This window comes from Tardiphaga sp. 42S5, assembly GCF_034044155.1.
GTDB lineage: Bacteria > Pseudomonadota > Alphaproteobacteria > Rhizobiales > Xanthobacteraceae > Tardiphaga > Tardiphaga robiniae.
In genome coordinates this window covers 3,073,601-3,089,665 of sequence record NZ_CP139027.1, presented here as the reverse complement: position 1 = coordinate 3,089,665, position 16,065 = coordinate 3,073,601, and the positions used below count along the sequence as shown (strand labels likewise).

General features: G+C 61.6%; 13 protein-coding genes. 8 read left to right on the top strand and 5 right to left on the bottom strand.

Annotated elements, in window-relative coordinates:
• Positions 1-55 precede the first annotated feature (55 nt).
• The 3 genes from SFY93_RS14385 (at position 56) to SFY93_RS14375 (ending at position 3,018) form a co-directional block, all read left to right on the top strand.
• A complete protein-coding gene (locus SFY93_RS14385) occupies positions 56-295 on the top strand; it encodes a hypothetical protein (protein WP_139069959.1) in 240 nt (79 codons plus the stop codon).
• A gap of 477 nt (positions 296-772) precedes the next feature.
• The gene (locus SFY93_RS14380; RefSeq protein WP_320447589.1) at positions 773-1,966 is read left to right on the top strand and encodes a CaiB/BaiF CoA transferase family protein; all 1,194 of its coding nucleotides are present in this window, start codon (positions 773-775) and stop codon (positions 1,964-1,966) included.
• Between the two features lie 122 nt (positions 1,967-2,088).
• Positions 2,089-3,018, top strand: coding sequence for a glycosyltransferase family 2 protein (locus tag SFY93_RS14375; RefSeq protein WP_320447588.1), 930 nt, complete (start codon positions 2,089-2,091; stop codon positions 3,016-3,018).
• A gap of 29 nt (positions 3,019-3,047) precedes the next feature.
• On the opposite strand, the gene SFY93_RS14370 is transcribed toward SFY93_RS14375, so the two are convergent.
• The 3 genes from SFY93_RS14370 to SFY93_RS14360 form a co-directional block, all read right to left on the bottom strand.
• Entirely contained in the window at positions 3,048-4,565 is a 1,518-nt protein-coding gene (locus tag SFY93_RS14370) for a tripartite tricarboxylate transporter permease (protein ID WP_089267956.1), read from the bottom strand.
• Between the two features lie 10 nt (positions 4,566-4,575).
• Positions 4,576-5,118, bottom strand: coding sequence for a tripartite tricarboxylate transporter TctB family protein (locus SFY93_RS14365; RefSeq protein ID WP_231077510.1), 543 nt, complete (start codon positions 5,116-5,118; stop codon positions 4,576-4,578).
• 163 nt (positions 5,119-5,281) lie between these two features.
• Positions 5,282-6,289, bottom strand: a complete 1,008-nt coding sequence (locus SFY93_RS14360; protein WP_320447587.1) for a Bug family tripartite tricarboxylate transporter substrate binding protein — start codon at positions 6,287-6,289, stop codon at positions 5,282-5,284.
• A 382-nt stretch (positions 6,290-6,671) separates the two neighbouring features.
• Between SFY93_RS14360 and SFY93_RS14355 the strand changes: the two genes are divergently transcribed.
• Entirely contained in the window at positions 6,672-8,069 is a 1,398-nt protein-coding gene (locus SFY93_RS14355) for an MBOAT family O-acyltransferase (RefSeq protein WP_320447586.1), read from the top strand.
• A gap of 66 nt (positions 8,070-8,135) precedes the next feature.
• Entirely contained in the window at positions 8,136-9,212 is a 1,077-nt protein-coding gene (locus SFY93_RS14350; protein WP_320447585.1) for an alginate O-acetyltransferase AlgX-related protein, read from the top strand.
• A 100-nt stretch (positions 9,213-9,312) separates the two neighbouring features.
• On the opposite strand, the gene SFY93_RS14345 is transcribed toward SFY93_RS14350, so the two are convergent.
• Together SFY93_RS14345 and SFY93_RS14340 are read right to left on the bottom strand one after the other, a co-directional pair.
• Entirely contained in the window at positions 9,313-10,110 is a 798-nt protein-coding gene (locus SFY93_RS14345) for an enoyl-CoA hydratase/isomerase family protein (protein WP_320447584.1), read from the bottom strand.
• A 111-nt stretch (positions 10,111-10,221) separates the two neighbouring features.
• Positions 10,222-11,421, bottom strand: a complete 1,200-nt coding sequence (locus SFY93_RS14340; protein ID WP_320447583.1) for a pyridoxal-phosphate-dependent aminotransferase family protein — start codon at positions 11,419-11,421, stop codon at positions 10,222-10,224.
• A 232-nt stretch (positions 11,422-11,653) separates the two neighbouring features.
• On the opposite strand from SFY93_RS14340, the gene SFY93_RS14335 reads away from it, so the two are divergent.
• From SFY93_RS14335 to SFY93_RS14325, 3 genes are read left to right on the top strand one after another with little or no spacing between them, the layout of a single operon-like run.
• Positions 11,654-14,623: an FAD-binding and (Fe-S)-binding domain-containing protein gene (locus SFY93_RS14335; RefSeq protein WP_320447582.1), complete on the top strand. Its 2,970-nt coding sequence runs from the start codon at positions 11,654-11,656 to the stop codon at positions 14,621-14,623.
• 12 nt (positions 14,624-14,635) lie between these two features.
• Complete coding sequence (locus tag SFY93_RS14330) at positions 14,636-15,067, top strand: GlcG/HbpS family heme-binding protein (protein WP_320447581.1); 432 nt, start codon at positions 14,636-14,638, stop codon at positions 15,065-15,067.
• Positions 15,068-15,074: 7 nt separating this feature from the next.
• Positions 15,075-16,040: a metallophosphoesterase gene (locus tag SFY93_RS14325; protein WP_320447580.1), complete on the top strand. Its 966-nt coding sequence runs from the start codon at positions 15,075-15,077 to the stop codon at positions 16,038-16,040.
• Positions 16,041-16,065 lie beyond the last annotated feature (25 nt).

Genomic DNA, 16,065 nt, shown 5'->3' with positions numbered 1-16,065 from the left:
TCGATCTTGCTTCCCTGCTAACGTGACGCAGGTAGGAACCGTTAGCGACACGCGCATGAAATTTGTCAATCGACCCAAGAAGACCACCGCGGAGCTGATCGCACTCATCAATCAGCGTCAGGCTGATTGGTGGCCAGCCGATTTCGATATCAACATTGATCGATCCGCTGAACACGACTGGATTGCGATCGTCGATTCCGACGTCGAACGTATGGATCGCGGAGCTGATTTTACTCGCAGTCTCGGACAGGTCGTCGCCGACCTGCGGCTCCGCAACGCCTGGACAGGCTATTGACTGAATTGATTGATCCAACCGTCCCGCATTCAGCAAACCCGCATGAATCGATGATGCGCTAGCGCTGCGTCGGTGTCAGTGCGTTGTGGACGTAACGTTGGATGTTTACCAGCCGGCACAGCGTTGCCTCCTGCTAGCGCGCTCCGTCGCACTGAATAATTCTCCATGCAGCACATCGCCCGGCAGGCCATCACCCGCAGCGCCAGCGTATAGCGGACCGCGAAAACGATAAGTGCCAAAAGAATACTTTCAAAGGCACGAAATTCAAATAATTCCTTATAATTCAAATGGTTAGATCAAAGTCCCAGCTGTTGCGCGAGTTCGGCACCCAATTGCAACCAGATGCGGCACCCCGGTTATTTGGATTTTTGCGCGGGATGCACGCCCCGCCGGCGACGGCAGGGGCATGACAAGCCCGCCGGTTTGCGCGAAAGGGTAGTGTCTCGGCCCATCTTGCGTCATCCCGGAGCCCTCTGAATGCCCTTCCCGCGCGCCTCGCAGGCCCTCTCCCGCTTTACCGTGCTCGACCTGACCCGGATCCGCTCGGGTCCGACGGCGGTGCGGCAATTCGCGGATTGGGGGGCCAATGTCATCAAGATCGATGCGCTGAGCGACGACGCCGCGGGAGAACAGCCCGGCGGCCCGCGGCAGGGCTCGGACTTCCAGAATTTGCATCGCAACAAGCGGGCCATGACCCTGAACCTGAAGGACCCGCGCGGTCTCGCGGTGTTCAAGCGACTGGTCGAGAAGGCCGACGTGGTGGTCGAGAATTTTCGCCCGGATGTAAAAGCCCGACTCGGCATCGATTATGAGAGCCTGAAGGCGATCAATCCCGGTATCGTCTATGGCAGCATTTCCGGCTTCGGCCAGGACGGCCCCTATCACAAGCGGCCGGGCTTCGATCAGATCGCCCAGGGCATGGGCGGGTTGATGTCGATCACAGGCGCCCCCGGCGAAGGCCCGATGCGGGTCGGCATTCCCGTGGCTGATCTCACCGCCGGGCTGTTCTGCGCGCTCGGCGTCCTTACGGCCCTGCTGGAACGCGATGTGTCCGGCCAGGGCCAGTGGGTCCAGACCTCGCTGTTGCAGGCCCAGATCTTCATGCTGGATTTCCAGGCCGCGCGCTGGCTGATGGAACAGGACGTGCCCAAGCAGGCCGGCAACAACCACCCGACCAGCATCCCGACCGGCGTGTTCAAGACGTCCGACGGCTACATCAATATTGCCACCACCGGCGGCAAGATCTGGGAGCGCTGCGCCCAGGCGATCGGCGCCCCCGAACTGGTCACCCATCCCGATTACGCCACCGGCCCTGCCCGCTCGAAGAACCGCGACGCGCTCAACGCCGCAATCAGCGCCTGCACCGAGAAGCGGTCGACCGAGGAATGGGTCAACGACCTCAATGCCGCCGGCGTGCCCTGCGGGCCCATCTACTCCGTCGACCAGATGTTCGCAGATGCACAGGTCAAGCATCTGGGCCTAGCGCAAGACGTTCCCAACGACCAGAACCGCAAGATCACGCTGGTCGGTCAGCCCTTCACGCTGTCACGCACGCCGAGCCACATGGCCGCTCGGCCGCCAGAAGTCGGCGAGCAGACGGAGGAGCTACTTGCCGAATTTGGCTTTGATACCGAAGAGATCGCCGAATTGCGACGTGGCAAGGTGGTCTGAGGTGGCGAGCTGCCAAATACTGTGAAAATTAACGCCATGGGCTGCATTAATCGGGAGCACATCTTCGTCCAGGCGCAGTCGATCGGAGATCGTGCTGCCCGTCGAACCTGCAGGAAGGCTCCATGACCGCACCGCCCCGCGTGGCTATCCTGATCCCCTGCTTCAATGAAGAGGTCGCAGTCGCAACAGTCGTGAACGATTTCCGCAGGGCGCTGCCGGCCGCCACGATTTATGTCTACGACAACAACTCGACAGATCACACGCGCGAAGTAGCCTCGCAGGCGGGTGCGATTGTTCGCAGCGAGCCGCGTCAAGGCAAGGGTCATGTCGTCCGCCGCATGTTCGGTGACGTCGATACCGATGTCTATGTTCTTGTAGATGGCGATGCGACCTACGACGCGACATCCGCACCAACAATGATCGAAGCGCTGTTAAACGATCGCCTCGACATGGTGGTGGGCCGCCGCATCGAACAGCAGGTTGCCGCCTATCGCCTTGGCCACCGTACCGGCAACTCACTGCTCACCGGCTTTCTGTCAATGACGTTCGGTCAGAACTTCAAGGATGTGCTGTCAGGCTATCGCGTATTCTCGAGACGATTCGTCAAATCCTTCCCGGTGCTGTCCGATGGTTTCGAGATCGAGACCGAACTGAGCGTTCATGCGCTGCAGCTCGCACTCCCGGTCGCTGAAATCGAGACGCCGTATTTCGCGCGACCGCAGGGCTCCATCAGCAAGCTCAGCACGTGGAAGGACGGCTTCCGGATCCTCGGCACCATCATGAAGCTCTATCGTTCGGAAAAGCCGCTGCGCTTCTTCGGCACAATTGGCCTGTTTTTCGGCATCGTCTCCATCGGCCTCGCGATTCCCGTCACCGTCACCTATCTGGAAACAGGTTTGGTGCCTCGGCTGCCCACCGCCGTGCTCTCGACCGGCCTGATGATCGTCGGCGTGCTCTCATTTTCGTCGGGCCTCGTGCTCGACACTGTCACCCGCGGACGCCGCGAGATAAAGCTGCTGGCATATCTCGCGCAGCCGTCATTGCCGGACTAGGCCTCCATCCAGCCAGGCGCGAGCCCGACTTACGTCGTCACCGGCGTCGGCCGCCAGATGCGTGCAACGGCCGTAAAGGCACGATCGATCAGTGGCCAGAACAACAGCGTGATCGCGAGCGTGGTAATGGTGCCGACCAGGCCGTTGGACCAGAACACACCGACACTACCGCCGGAGCCGATCATTGCGAGGCGGAACGCATCCTCAGCGCGGCTGCCGAGCACCAGCGCCAGCGTGAACGGCGCGAGCGGAATGCCGATCTTCTTGAAGACATAGCCGACCACGCCGAAGCCGAGCATCAGCCAGATGTCGAACATCGCATTCTGGATCGCATAGGCGCCGATGGCACAGGACACCACGATCATCGGGGCCACGGCCGCAAACGGCACGCGCAGGATCGAGGCGAAGACTGGAACGGTCGTCAGCACGATGACGAGACCGACCACATTGCCGAGATACATCGAGGCGATCAGGCCCCAGACAAAGTCCTTGTGCTCGACGAACAGCAGCGGGCCTGGGTTGAGGCCCCACACCATCAGGCCGCCGAGCAGGATCGCCGCGGTGCCGGAACCTGGAATGCCGAGCGCGAGCATCGGCAGCAGCGCTGCGGTGCCGGAGGCGTGGGCGGCCGTTTCCGGCGCGAACACGCCCTCGATGCGTCCCTTGCCGAAGCTTTCGGGATCCTTGGAGAAGCGCTTGGCGAGGTTGTAGCCCATGAAGGATGCCGCAATGGCGCCGCCCGGCGTGATGCCAAGCCAGCAGCCGATCACCGACGAGCGCAGCAGCGTCACCCAGTATTTCGGCAGGTCCATCCAGACCTTGAGCACCGTGCGCAGGCTGATCTTGGCGGCGTGGCCGCGCAGCGCGAGGCGCTCTTCCATGGTGAGCAGGATTTCGCTGATGCCGAACAGGCCGATCACCGCGACGAGGAAGTTGATGCCGCGCAGGAGATTGTCCGAGCCGAAGGTCATGCGCAGATTGCCCGACACCGTGTCCATGCCGATGCCGGCGATCAGCAGCCCCAGCGCCATCGAGATGACGGTCTTGTGCTTGGCCTCGCGGCCGAGACCGACGAAGGAGCAGAAGGTCAGCAGATAGACCGCAAAGAATTCCGGCGGGCCGAATTTCAGCGCGAAGGATGAAATCATCGGCGCCAGGAATGTGATCAGCATCACCGCCACCAGCGACCCGATGAAGGACGAGGTAAACGCCGCCGTCAGCGCCTCCGCAGCCTTGCCCTGCTGCGCCATCGGATAGCCGTCGAAGGTCGTGGCCACCGACCACGCCTCGCCGGGGATATTGAACAGGATCGAGGTGATGGCGCCGCCGAACAGCGCGCCCCAATAAATGCAGGACAGCATCACGATGGCCGAGGTCGGATCCATGGTGAAGGTCAGCGGCAACAGAATGGCGACGCCGTTGGGGCCGCCGAGGCCCGGCAGCACGCCGACAAAGATGCCGAGCACGAGACCCACGACCATCAGCGAGATGATCTTCCAGGTCATCAGCACGGCGAAGCCGTGCATCAACAGTCCGAACGCTTCCATTTCAGTAGTCCTAGCGACCGAGAGCCGATTCGATCGGCCCCTTCGGCATGATGACGTCGAACGCGACATCGAAGGTGACGAACATGATCGCGGTGAACACGAAGGCGGTGAGCAGCGACTTCCACAGCGCGATCTTGCCGACCATGCGCATGAAGCCGGCGATCAGCACGAAACTCGCGACATAGATGCCGAGAAACTGCGTGGCGAGACAAAACAATGCGGTGGGAATGAACACCAGCGCCACGCGCCGCAATTGTGCGCGGGTGACGAAAGTGTCGGAACCGCCACTGCGGGCGAAGAATGTCGCGATCAGTCCATAGAGGCTGGCACCACCGAGAATGACCGAGAGATAGAACGGGAAATAGCCGGGCTGAGGCCCCGTGGAATCCCAGGCGATGCCGGTGCGCCAGTTGTCGAAGCCAAGCACGATGGCCAGTGCCAGCAGGACCAGCGAGACGATGATCTCGATGGTGCGTGTGCTGACGACGGAGGGTGAGTCGTCCTCCGGGGCGGTGGGGTCTTCGACGATGATTTCGAGGTCGGTGTTGGACATGGGCAAGGTTTCTGAGGATGGAGAAAGGATGCACACTCGTACATCAAAGAAACTTGTCATCACCCGCGAAAGCGGGTGATCCAGTATGCGGAGCCGTCAGTGGCTTTCTCGCTGTCGATGTTTACTGGATGCCCCGCTTTCGCGGGGCATGACAGTCATTGGCTTACTTCGCCACGAATCCCGCTTCGGTCATCAGCGACTTGTTGAGCGCATCGTCCTCTTCGAGGAACTTGAGCATCTCCGCCCCCTTCAGGAAGATCGGCTTCAGCGCCTGCTTCTCTATGTAGTCCTTGTATTCGGCCGTCTTGGTCACCTTCTCGAACAGGTCGACATAGAAAGCCTGCTGCTCGGGCGTCACCTTGCCGGGCAGGAACATGGCGCGCAGCATCAGATACTGCACGTCGAGGCCCTCTTCCTTGCAGGTCGGGATGTCGTTCCACGATTGCGTCTCGGTGACCTTGGTCTTGTAGGAGATGCGTTCCTTGTCGAACACGCAGAGCGCGCGCACCTGACCGGCGCGCCAGACTTCGAGATTCTCGCTGGGGTTATTGACGTTGGCTTCGGTGTGATTGCCGACCAGCTGCGTCGCCGCCTCGCCGCCCGACTTGTAGGGCAGATAGGAAAACTTGGCGCCGGTCTGCTTTTCCATGAACACCGTCAGCACATGGTCTTCACGCTTGGATCCGGTGCCGCCCATCTTGAACGGCGACGACGCAGCCTTGGCCGCCGCAATGAATTCCTTCACCGTCTTGGCGCCACCCGCATTGTCCCACAGCACGAACTGGTCCATCGCGACGACGGACACCGGTGTGAGGTCGCGCCAGTTGAACGGAATCTTGGCGGACAGCGGCAGCATGTAGATCAGCGAATAGGCGATCAGCACCTTATTGGCGTCGCCGTCGCTGGACTTCATGTAGATCAGCGCTTCCGCACCGGATGCGCCACCCTTGAGCGACACCACCACCGGCGCCTTCATCAGATTGTTCTTCTGGATCGCGGCCTGCATCATGCGCGCCATCTGGTCGGAGGCACCGCCGGCGCCCGCTGCAACGACGATTTCGACGGGCTTCGTGGGCTCCCAGGCCATGGCCGGCGATGTGGCCGATGAGAGGATGGGCGCGCTGGCGAGCACGGCTGCAAGCGCAGCTTTGGCCCTGATCGACTTCGACATTGGTTTCTTCCCTGTAGACCTGAAGCGAGCATTAGGCGCCCGCTATTCTTCATTGATTCTATTGTGCGGGGTATCGGGCGCGACTTCAAGCATGCCGCGCTGCGGCCCCGCTGAACTTTGGTCAGGGGTGATAAATTTTGGGCGCCGCAGGGCAGCCTCCCGCAGATATTTTCGCAATTCGAGGCGCCGAAGAAAAGATAATGAAAACAGCATATTGAATGGAATATACGCGTACAGGCGGGACAATGGCGGCCAAGGCCGTCTAAGTGCCCGCAATTGATAGACTTTTCGATCCATTGCTTGTAATGGGCAGAAACATTGCGGTGCGGCCTTCGGTCGTCATGCAGCGCAATGGCAACCTCGGACCCCGGCCGATCGACCGATGCCCTTCAATTCAGTCATCTTCATTTTCATCTTTGCGCCGGTCGTCATTGGCCTGTCGTTACTATTCCGTTCGTTCGCGAACAGGATCATTCTGACGGCTAGCGCAATGTTCTATGCGTGGGGCGAGCCAAAATTTGTCGGAGTCGTTATTGTTTCGGCAATGCTGGACTACCTGCTCGCAGCGGGCATCGCGCGTACTCCAAACGTCTCCATACAGAAGCTGCTGCTTACAGCCGGCATTGCAGCCAATCTGACCCTGTTGGTTTACTGCAAGTATGCCGCCTTTTTCGTAGAAACACTGGGTGCGCTCTTCGGCGCCAGCAGCCTTCCTATCATGCAGATACTGCTGCCGCTTGGCATCTCATTTATCGTCTTCGAAAAGATTACTTATCTGGTCGATGTCTATCGGCGCACCACGTCGCCGGCGCAATCCATCTTCGATTATCTATTCTTTGTCTTCTTCTTTCCGAAGATGCTTGCAGGACCGATCATTCAGTACCACGATATTCGCGCCCAGATCGAACAGCGCAGGGTGTCGCTTGACGATGTCGAGGCCGGCGCGACGCGGTTTCTGCTCGGCCTCGCCAAGAAGGTGTTGATCGCGGATACGATGGCCCCGCTTGTCGACAAGCTGTTCTCGGCACCGGTTGCGCAGCTCGGCTTCGCCGATGCTTGGCTTGGCGCAGTGTGCTTCACAGTTCAGATCTATTTTGATTTTTCGGGCTATTCAGACATGGCCGTCGGCTTGTCGCGCGTCCTCGGCTTTCGCCTGAAGGAGAATTTCAATCAGCCTTATCTGGCGATAGGATTTAGCGATTTTTGGCAGCGCTGGCATATTTCGTTGTCGTCCTGGATCCGCGACTATCTGTATATCCCGCTCGGTGGAAATCATGGATCGCGCCTGCGGGTAACCTTGAACCTGTGGATCTGCTTCCTCGCATCCGGGCTCTGGCACGGTGCGAGTTGGACCTTCGTGTTCTGGGGCGCCTATCATGGCCTATTCGTCTCGCTTGATCGCATCGCGCGCGAGCGCGCATGGCCGCGTTTGCCGTCATTGGTCGGTATCGCCGCGACTTTTTTTCTGGTGCTTATAGGCTGGGTCTTGTTTCGTGCCACGACGATCTCCCAGGCCTTCGCATTTCTCGGCGCGATGGCCGATCCGACCCGTGTCTCCGGACTGCCCGATCTGTGGGTGACTACCGACGTCTACATCTTGCTCGCTGTCGGTTTCGTGTTGTCGTTCCTTCCGCTGCAACAGGTCCGACGCTGGACAGCGTCGCTGTCGGAGCCATTGGTTCGCGCGACGCAGCATGTGTTTCTGTGGGCCGCGACGGCGTGGAGCCTCGGCCACGTCTATACGTCGTCGTTTCAACCCTTCATCTATTTCCGGTTCTGAACGATGCGGTCAGTTCAATCCATTCTGTTCCTGCTCGGTGTCGCCGTCCTCGTTCTGGCGCCTGGCTTGGCGCTGCTGGCCCAGACGAGCGATTCACCGCAGTGGGACGCACTGCGCCGGAACAGACTGGTGGGTGCGGTTATCAACGCGAAAACACCGGCACTTGACGCCCAGAGCTTCTGGGACGGTCAAGGGCAATCCGGCATCGAACCATGGCTCGCCGAGCGGATGGGCGCGCCGCGCGAGTTCCTCATCCGCGTCAATAACATGTTCGACTACTGGGCCGGCCGCACCAAGGTGCCGGGCCTTCTGATCGGTCGGGACGGCTATCTGTTCGGCCCACCGATGCTGACGGACTGGTGCCTGCGTCGCGATCCCGGACTTTCGGCGGAGATGGCCATCGGCCTGAAACGCGCGCAGCAGAAGCTCGAAAGCCTCGGTAAAACGTTTGTCTACGTTATGAGTCCGAACAAGGCGGCGATCTATCCGGAATATGCGCCCGGCTATTGCAAGCCATCCACCACTCCGCGCTTCCACGATCGCTTCGCGGAGGAACTGACGCGCAACGGCGTCAATTTCGTCAATGCCCATGCCCTGCTCGACGCCGAGCCCAAGACGCCCATAATGTTCGGCAAATATGGCGGTCACTGGAACGACATCGGCCAATTTTACACCGTGCGTGCGCTGCTCGCTTTGCTGGAAGCCAAAGGCGGTCGCGCGATCGGCCAGCTCGAACTACGTGACGTGCGAACCGATCGAAAGCCGCGATGGGATGAAGCCGATGCGGGCGCCCTATTGAACCTGCCCTATGAGCTGGCCGCGGAATCGCCGCACGCCCGGTTCGGCATCGCCGCCCGCGGCAAGCCGATCAATGCCATCTTCATCGGCTCCAGCTTCATGTGGGGGCCGATGCGGCTCCTGAGCGAGCAAGGACTGATCGGGAACGCCAGGCTCTACTACTATTTCAACTCTACCTACCGTTACACCGGAACATCGGAACAGCAGGTGCATGTTCCGAACGTGGTGCGCGAAGACTTCGGCAAGGCTCTGCTCGACGTGGACTACGTCATCCTCGAAAGCAACGACGAGTGGCTGGAATCGCCGCATGTCACCAACTTCATCAAGGCCGTCGACAGCCTGTAAGGCGCTGGCGCCGTGTCGCGGCAGCCGACGCGGCTGCCCATCCGCGCCGGAGCGGTCGGGAACGTCCGCACGGACCATCCCGCCGCCATTCCCTCTCGCCCTACTTGCCCTGCCAGTTTGGCTTGCGCTTGTTCAGGAAGGCATCCATGCCCTCGCGGAAATCCTCGCTCATATAGGCCTTGAGCACGAGATCCTTGCCCTCCTCGCGTGTCAGGGTCGGGCGCAGCCGGCGCACGGCTTCCTTGGTCACTTCGAGAGTGATCGGCGCGTGGCTGGCCACCAGTTGCGCGAGTTCCAGCGCGCGGCGCTGCAGCGTCTCGACATCGGGCACGATCTCGTTGATCAGACCGAGTGCCAGTGCCTCGTCGGCCTCAATCAGGCGCGCCGTGAAGATCATGTCCTTGGTGCGCGCCGGTCCGACCAGCGCCATCACGCGGCTGATATTGGACATCGACAGGCAGTTGCCGAGGGTGCGGGCAATCGGGAAGCCCATGCGCGTGGCAGCCGTACCGATGCGCAGGTCGCAGCAGGCGGCAATGCCGGCGCCGCCGCCGGTGCAGGCGCCGGCGATCGCGGCGATGGTCGGCACCCGGCAGGTCTCCAGCGCGGTGAGCACACGGTCGATCCGCGCTTCGTAATCGAGCGCGTCCTGCGCTGTCTTGAACTCGCGGAATTGCGAGATGTCGGTGCCCGAGGCGAAGGCCTTGTCGCCGGCGCCGGTCAGGATGATCGCCTTGATCGAGCGGTCCTCATTAGCGGCCTGGCAGATCTCCGCCATCCGCTCATACATCGAGAACAGCATCGCGTTGCGCGCCTGCGGGCGGTTGAAGGTGATCTTGGCGATCCCGTTCTCGACGGAATACAGCAGGTCTTCAGTGGCGGGCGTTGGTGCGTTCATGTGATTCGTCCTCTGGTGCAGCATTCCGCCGCAACATGTTGAAAAGGCTGGAGCGATTATGCTCCAGCCTCCAGTAGATTGTTAGGCCTCAAAGACGGGATTTCGTGGCCTTTAAGCCACCGCAGCCTTGGTCATCGGCACCACGCTTTTGCCGGTCAGCACATCCATCGCTGCCATCACGCCGCCGGCGCGATGGGGGACCTTGGCGAGTTCGAGACCCATCTCGACGCCGGCCAGTGTGCCCATCAGCATCAGATCGTTGAAGTGGCCGATATGGCCGATGCGGAAGATCTTGCCCTTCCACTTGTTGAGGCCGGTGCCGAGCGACATGTCGAAATTGTCCAGCACCACTTTACGGAACTTGTCGGCGTCGTGCCCGTCCGGCATCAGCACAGCGGTCAGTGCCGGCGAGTGATCATGCGACTCGATGGAAACCGTCTCGAGGCCCCAGGCCTTGACGGCGGCGCGAGCGGCGGCGCCGTGGCGCTTGTGGCGCGCGAACACGTTTTCAAGCCCCTCTTCCTCCAGCATCGCCACGCCTTCCTTCAGCGCATAGAGCAGATTGGTCGCGGGCGTATAGGGCCAGGAGCCGAGCTTGTTGGCGGCGATGATTTCGGCCCAGTCCCAATAGGAGCGGAACGAGCTGTTGGCCTTGGAGGCGGCCAGCGCCTTGTCGGACACGGCGTTGAAGCCGAGACCCGGCGGCAGCATCAGGCCCTTCTGCGAACCGGCGACGGAGACGTCGATGCCCCAGGCGTCATGTTCGTATTCGAGCGAGCCGAGGCCGGAGACGGTGTCGACCATCAGCAGCGCGGGGTGCTTCACGCGGTCCATGATCTTGCGGACATCCTGCGGATGGGTGACGCAACCGGTCGAGGTCTCGTTATGGACGATCATCACGGCCTTGATGGCGTGCGACTTGTCGGCGGCGAGACGCTTCTCGATCTCGGCGAGATCGGCGCCGTGGCGCCAGTCGCCCGGCACGAAGTCGATATCGAGCTTGAACTTCTCGGCGAGGCCCCGCCACAGCGTGGCAAACTGGCCGGTCTCGGCCATCAGCACCTTGTCGCCCGGCGACAGCGTATTGACAATGGCGGCTTCCCAGGCGCCGGTGCCCGAGGACGGATAGATGATGACCGGCTGCTTGGTCCGGAATACACGCTGCATCGCAGCAATGACATGGAGACCGAGTTCGGCGAATTCGGGACCGCGATGGTCCAGCGTGGGCATATCCATCGCCCGCAGCACCCGGTCGGGTACGTTGGTCGGGCCAGGAATCTGCAGGAAATGCCTTCCGGTGTGCACGGTCATGTCTCGTCCTTCCCAGGGAGTCCATTTTTATTGAAACGCCCGGATAGCACCTTTCAAACGGCTTGTCCCGCGTCTGGTATACCAGAGCGCCGAAGAAAAACGTGGGGCAGCCATGAGGATTTCTTATCCCTCCCGTATCTCCTTGTTGCCACTGCCGGAGCGCGGCACCTCCGGGTTGCCAAGCCGGAATCCGGATGCAAGACAGGGCGATAGAGGGACAAGGCTGGAATCCATGGCGAAGGCGGCAATCATTCGGAGCACGGCTGCAGACAGCGCGCTGGCTGCCAGGCTGTCACGGGAAGTCTCCGGCGACGTGTTCTTCGACCCGTTCAATCGCGGCCGTTATGCCACCGATGCCTCGTTCTACCAGATCGTACCGTTCGGTGTGGTCGTGCCGCGCACCATCGACGAGGCGCTGCGCGCGCTGGCAATCTGCCGCGACGATGGCCGCATCGTTACGCCGCGCGGCGGCGGCACCTCGCAATGCGGACAGACCGTCAATGACGGCATCGTCATCGACCTCTCCAAACATCTCAACAAGCTCCTCTCGCTCGACGTCGAGAACCGCACCTGCATCGTCGAGCCCGGCATCGTGCTGGACGATCTCAACCGGCAGCTCAAGAAACACGGGCTGTGGTTTCCAGTGGATGTCTCCACCGCGTCGCGCGCCACCATCGGCGGCATGGCCGGCAACAATTCATGCGGCGGTCGCTCGCTGCGCTACGGCACCATGCGCGACAACACGATCGCGATGGATGCCGCACTGGCCGACGGCAACCTGCTGCATTTCGGCGAATTAAATTCCGGGGACGATGCGCCTGCCCTGTTTCGCGACATGCTGGCGCTTGGCGAGCGTGAGGCCGCGGAGATCGCGGAACGCTTCCCGCAGGTGCAGCGCCGTGTCGGCGGCTACAATCTCGATGCGCTGACACCGCGCAACACCGCCAACAACCTGGCGCATCTCCTCGTGGGTTCCGAAGGCACCCTCGCCTTCACCACGCAGGTCGAACTCAAGCTGTGGCCGCTCATCGGCAGCAAGGCGCTCGGTGTCTGTCACTTCGGCAGCTTCTATGAAGCGATGGATGCGACCCAGCATCTGGTCAAGCTCAAGCCCATCGCCGTCGAACTGGTCGACCGCACCATGATCGCACTCGGCCGCGACATCGCGATGTTCCAGCCGATCATCAAGAATGCCGTGCGCGGCGATCCGGATGCACTCCTGATCGTCGAATTCGCGGAAGAGGATCAGGCCGCCAATGCCGCCAAGCTGAAAGAGCTAGGCACATTGATGGGCGATCTCGGCTTTGGCTGGAATAACGAGCCGCGCAAATGGGGCGGCGTCGTCGACGTCACCGAGCCCGCGCTTCAGGCGGGTATTGCCGAGTTTCGCGCGGCCGGCCTAAACGTCATGATGTCTATGAAACAGGATGGCAAGCCGGTCTCCTTCATCGAGGACTGTGCAGTGCCGCTGCCGCATCTGGCCGACTATACCGAACGCCTTTCCGCGATATTCAGGAAGCACGACACCACCGGCACCATGTATGCGCATGCCTCCGAAGGCTGCCTTCATGTCCGCCCGGTGCTGAACCTGAAGCTCGACAAGGACGTCAAGGCAATGCGCGCCATCGCCGAAGAAGCCTTCGCGATGGTCAGGGAATACAAGGGCTCGCATTCCGGCGAGCACGGCGACGGACTCGTGCGCTCGGAATTCCACGCCGAAATGTTCGGCGAGCGCATCATCAGCGACTTTGCCGAAGTGAAGCATCGCTTCGATCCGCAGAATGTTCTCAATCCCGGCAAGATCGTCGATCCGCCCAAGATGGACGATCGTTCGCTGTTTCGTTACACGCCGGACTATCGCGTCGGCGAATTGAAGACCGCGCTCGACTGGTCCGCATGGCCCGGCGCTGGCGGCGGTTTTCAGGGCGCCATCGAGATGTGCAACAACAACGGCACATGCCGGAAGTTAGAAGGCGGCGTGATGTGCCCGTCCTATCGCGCGACGCGCGATGAGAAGGATGTCACCCGCGGCCGTGCCAACACGCTGCGGCTGGCAATCTCCGGCCAACTTGGCCCGGATGCGCTGACGTCGGATGCCATGGCCGACACGATGAAACTTTGCGTGTCGTGCAAGGCCTGCCGCCATGAATGCCCGACCGGCGTCGATATGGCCAAAATGAAGATCGAGGTTCTGTCCGCACGCGTCGCGAAACATGGTCTCACCCTGCGCGATCGCCTCGTCGGCTATCTGCCGCGCTATGCCGCTTTGGCCGCGCATGCCGCGCCGCTGGCGAATTTGCGCAACAAGAGCCCGCTGCTGCGTAACCTGCTGGAACGCTATGCGGGTATCAGCGCCAAGCGCAGCCTGCCGGAATGGCGCAGCGACGTGTTTCACAGCGACGCCGAAGCCGTCGGTCCCATCGATGGCCGCGAGGTCGTGCTGTTCGCCGACACCTTCAACCGCGCCTATGAGCGCGAGAACCTCGACGATGCATTGCGCGTGCTCACCGCCGGCGGCTACCGCGTGCATCTGCCGAAGCCAGTGGATCGCAGCAGTCGTGCCCTGTGCTGCGGCCGTACCTTCCTTTCGGCAGGCCTCATCGATCAGGCCCGCGCCGAACTCGACCGTCTCGTCACCACCTTTGCGCCCTTCGCGGCACGCGGCGTCCCCATCGTCGGCCTTGAGCCGAGCTGCCTGCTGACGCTACGCGATGAATTGCTGTCGCTACGTTCCGACGATAAGGCCAGGAGCGTCAGCGCGCACGCCATGCTGTTCGAGGAATTCCTGGTCCGCGAGGCCGAGGCCGGCCGGCTGCAACTGCCGCTGAAGCCGATCGCGCCGAAGGCGATGGTTCACGGCCACTGCCATCAAAAGTCATTCGGTGCGTTCAAACCGGTCGAACAGGCCTTGCGCCTGATCCCTGATCTGAAGGTCGAGACCATCGAATCCAGTTGCTGCGGCATGGCGGGCGCGTTCGGCTATGGTGCCGACACCTATGACGTCTCGATCCAGATGGCCGAAGCGTCCTTGCTACCCGCCGTGCGCAAGGCCGACGCCGATACGCTGATCGTCGCCGACGGCACATCCTGCCGGCATCAGATCGCTGACGGCGCCTCGCGCCATGCGCTGCATGTCGCGCGCGTGCTCGCGATGAGCCTCGACGGCACTGCAACAAACGTCCATTCTTCCACGCTCAACTAGGAAACAACCGACATGGCCGACCTCACCCTTGACGTAGCCCGCAAGATTCTCGACGCCTCGCTCGCCAAGGTGATCGAGATGAAGTTCAAGCCGATGGTCATCACCGTGCTCGACGCCCGCGGCTGCGTAAAGGCCACCATCGCGCAGGATGGCACCAGCCTGATGCGCGGCGAAGTCGCCCACGGAAAAGCCTATGGCGCATTGGCCATGGGGCTCGGCTCGAGGGCTTTGCTCAAGCGTGCCGAGGAACAGCCGTTCTTCATCGATGCCGTGAATACCATGGCGCGCGGCGCGCTGATCCCGGTGCCGGGCGGCGTTCTCATTCATGACGCATCGGACAGCCTGCTCGGTGCCATCGGCATCTCCGGCGACACATCGGACAATGACGAGATCGCAGCCGTCGCGGGCATCGAGGCGGCCGGCCTCAAGGCCTCGACCGGCTAGATCGACGTTGACTCAGCCACCGCATCCCCCGATCGACGACAGCGCGCTGCGCCCGCTGATCGACCGTATCGGGGATGCGCATGTGAAGGCACGGCTGGAGATCGAGACCCATCGCGATCACCAGCTGTTCGGCCAGGGCCGCTTGTTCTTCAATCTGGAGAACTGGCTCACCGCACCACCGATCGTCCGCACCGTGCTGCAACTCGCCGGCCTCTATGGCCGCGCCCGCCGCGAGGCCAACCGCGTGTTGGTGCGCGAAAATATCGTCGCCTCACCGCGCCTGCCCGCCGCGTTCGACGGCTTCACGATCCTGCATATCAGCGATCTCCACGTCGATCTCAGCGAGGCTGCGCTGCGCCACCTGATCTCCTTCGTCGGCGATCTTGATTACGACATCTGTGTGCTGACGGGCGACTATCGCGGCAAGACCTATGGGCCATATCAGCGCGCCACCGAAGGTGTCGGTGAACTTCGCACGAGGCTGCGCGATCCCGTCTATGGCGTTCTCGGCAATCACGACAGCATCCGCATGACGCCGGCGCTGGAAGCCATGGGCATCCGCATGATGTTCAACGAATGCGAGACGATCGCTCGCGGCGACGAGAGGATCTATCTCGCCGGTGTCGACGATCCGCATTTCTACCTTGCCGACGACATCCCGAAGGTCGCGTCGCAAATTCCGAAGGACGCCTTCTCGATCCTGCTATCGCACACGCCGGAGACCTATGCCGAGGCGGCCGAGCACGATTTCGATCTGATGTTGAGCGGCCACACCCATGGCGGCCAGCTCTGCCTGCCCGGCGGCTACGCCATCAAGCTGGAAGCTGTGCTGCCGCGCCATATGGGCAACGGCGCGTGGCGCCATGAAGGCATGGCCGGCTATACGTCCGTCGGCGTCGGCACCAGTCTGCTCCCGGTGCGGCTGAATTGCCCTCCGGAAGTGACGCTGCACCGGCTGAAACGCACCGGCTAGTTGATAGATACGATTTACTAACCAA

Bases quoted from the DNA above. Each gene is read 5' to 3' on its own strand.
- SFY93_RS14380 (WP_320447589.1), top strand. From the start codon at position 773: ATGCCCTTCCCGCGCGCCTCGCAGGCCCTCTCCCGCTTTACCGTGCTC.
- SFY93_RS14360 (WP_320447587.1), bottom strand. From the start codon at position 6,289: ATGTCGAAGTCGATCAGGGCCAAAGCTGCGCTTGCAGCCGTGCTCGCC.
- SFY93_RS14340 (WP_320447583.1), bottom strand. From the start codon at position 11,421: ATGACCGTGCACACCGGAAGGCATTTCCTGCAGATTCCTGGCCCGACC.
- SFY93_RS14365 (WP_231077510.1), bottom strand. From the start codon at position 5,118: ATGTCCAACACCGACCTCGAAATCATCGTCGAAGACCCCACCGCCCCG.
- SFY93_RS14375 (WP_320447588.1), top strand. From the start codon at position 2,089: ATGACCGCACCGCCCCGCGTGGCTATCCTGATCCCCTGCTTCAATGAA.
- SFY93_RS14345 (WP_320447584.1), bottom strand. From the start codon at position 10,110: ATGAACGCACCAACGCCCGCCACTGAAGACCTGCTGTATTCCGTCGAG.
- SFY93_RS14370 (WP_089267956.1), bottom strand. From the start codon at position 4,565: ATGGAAGCGTTCGGACTGTTGATGCACGGCTTCGCCGTGCTGATGACC.
- SFY93_RS14385 (WP_139069959.1), top strand. From the start codon at position 56: ATGAAATTTGTCAATCGACCCAAGAAGACCACCGCGGAGCTGATCGCA.
- SFY93_RS14330 (WP_320447581.1), top strand. From the start codon at position 14,636: ATGGCCGACCTCACCCTTGACGTAGCCCGCAAGATTCTCGACGCCTCG.
- SFY93_RS14335 (WP_320447582.1), top strand. From the start codon at position 11,654: ATGGCGAAGGCGGCAATCATTCGGAGCACGGCTGCAGACAGCGCGCTG.
- SFY93_RS14355 (WP_320447586.1), top strand. From the start codon at position 6,672: ATGCCCTTCAATTCAGTCATCTTCATTTTCATCTTTGCGCCGGTCGTC.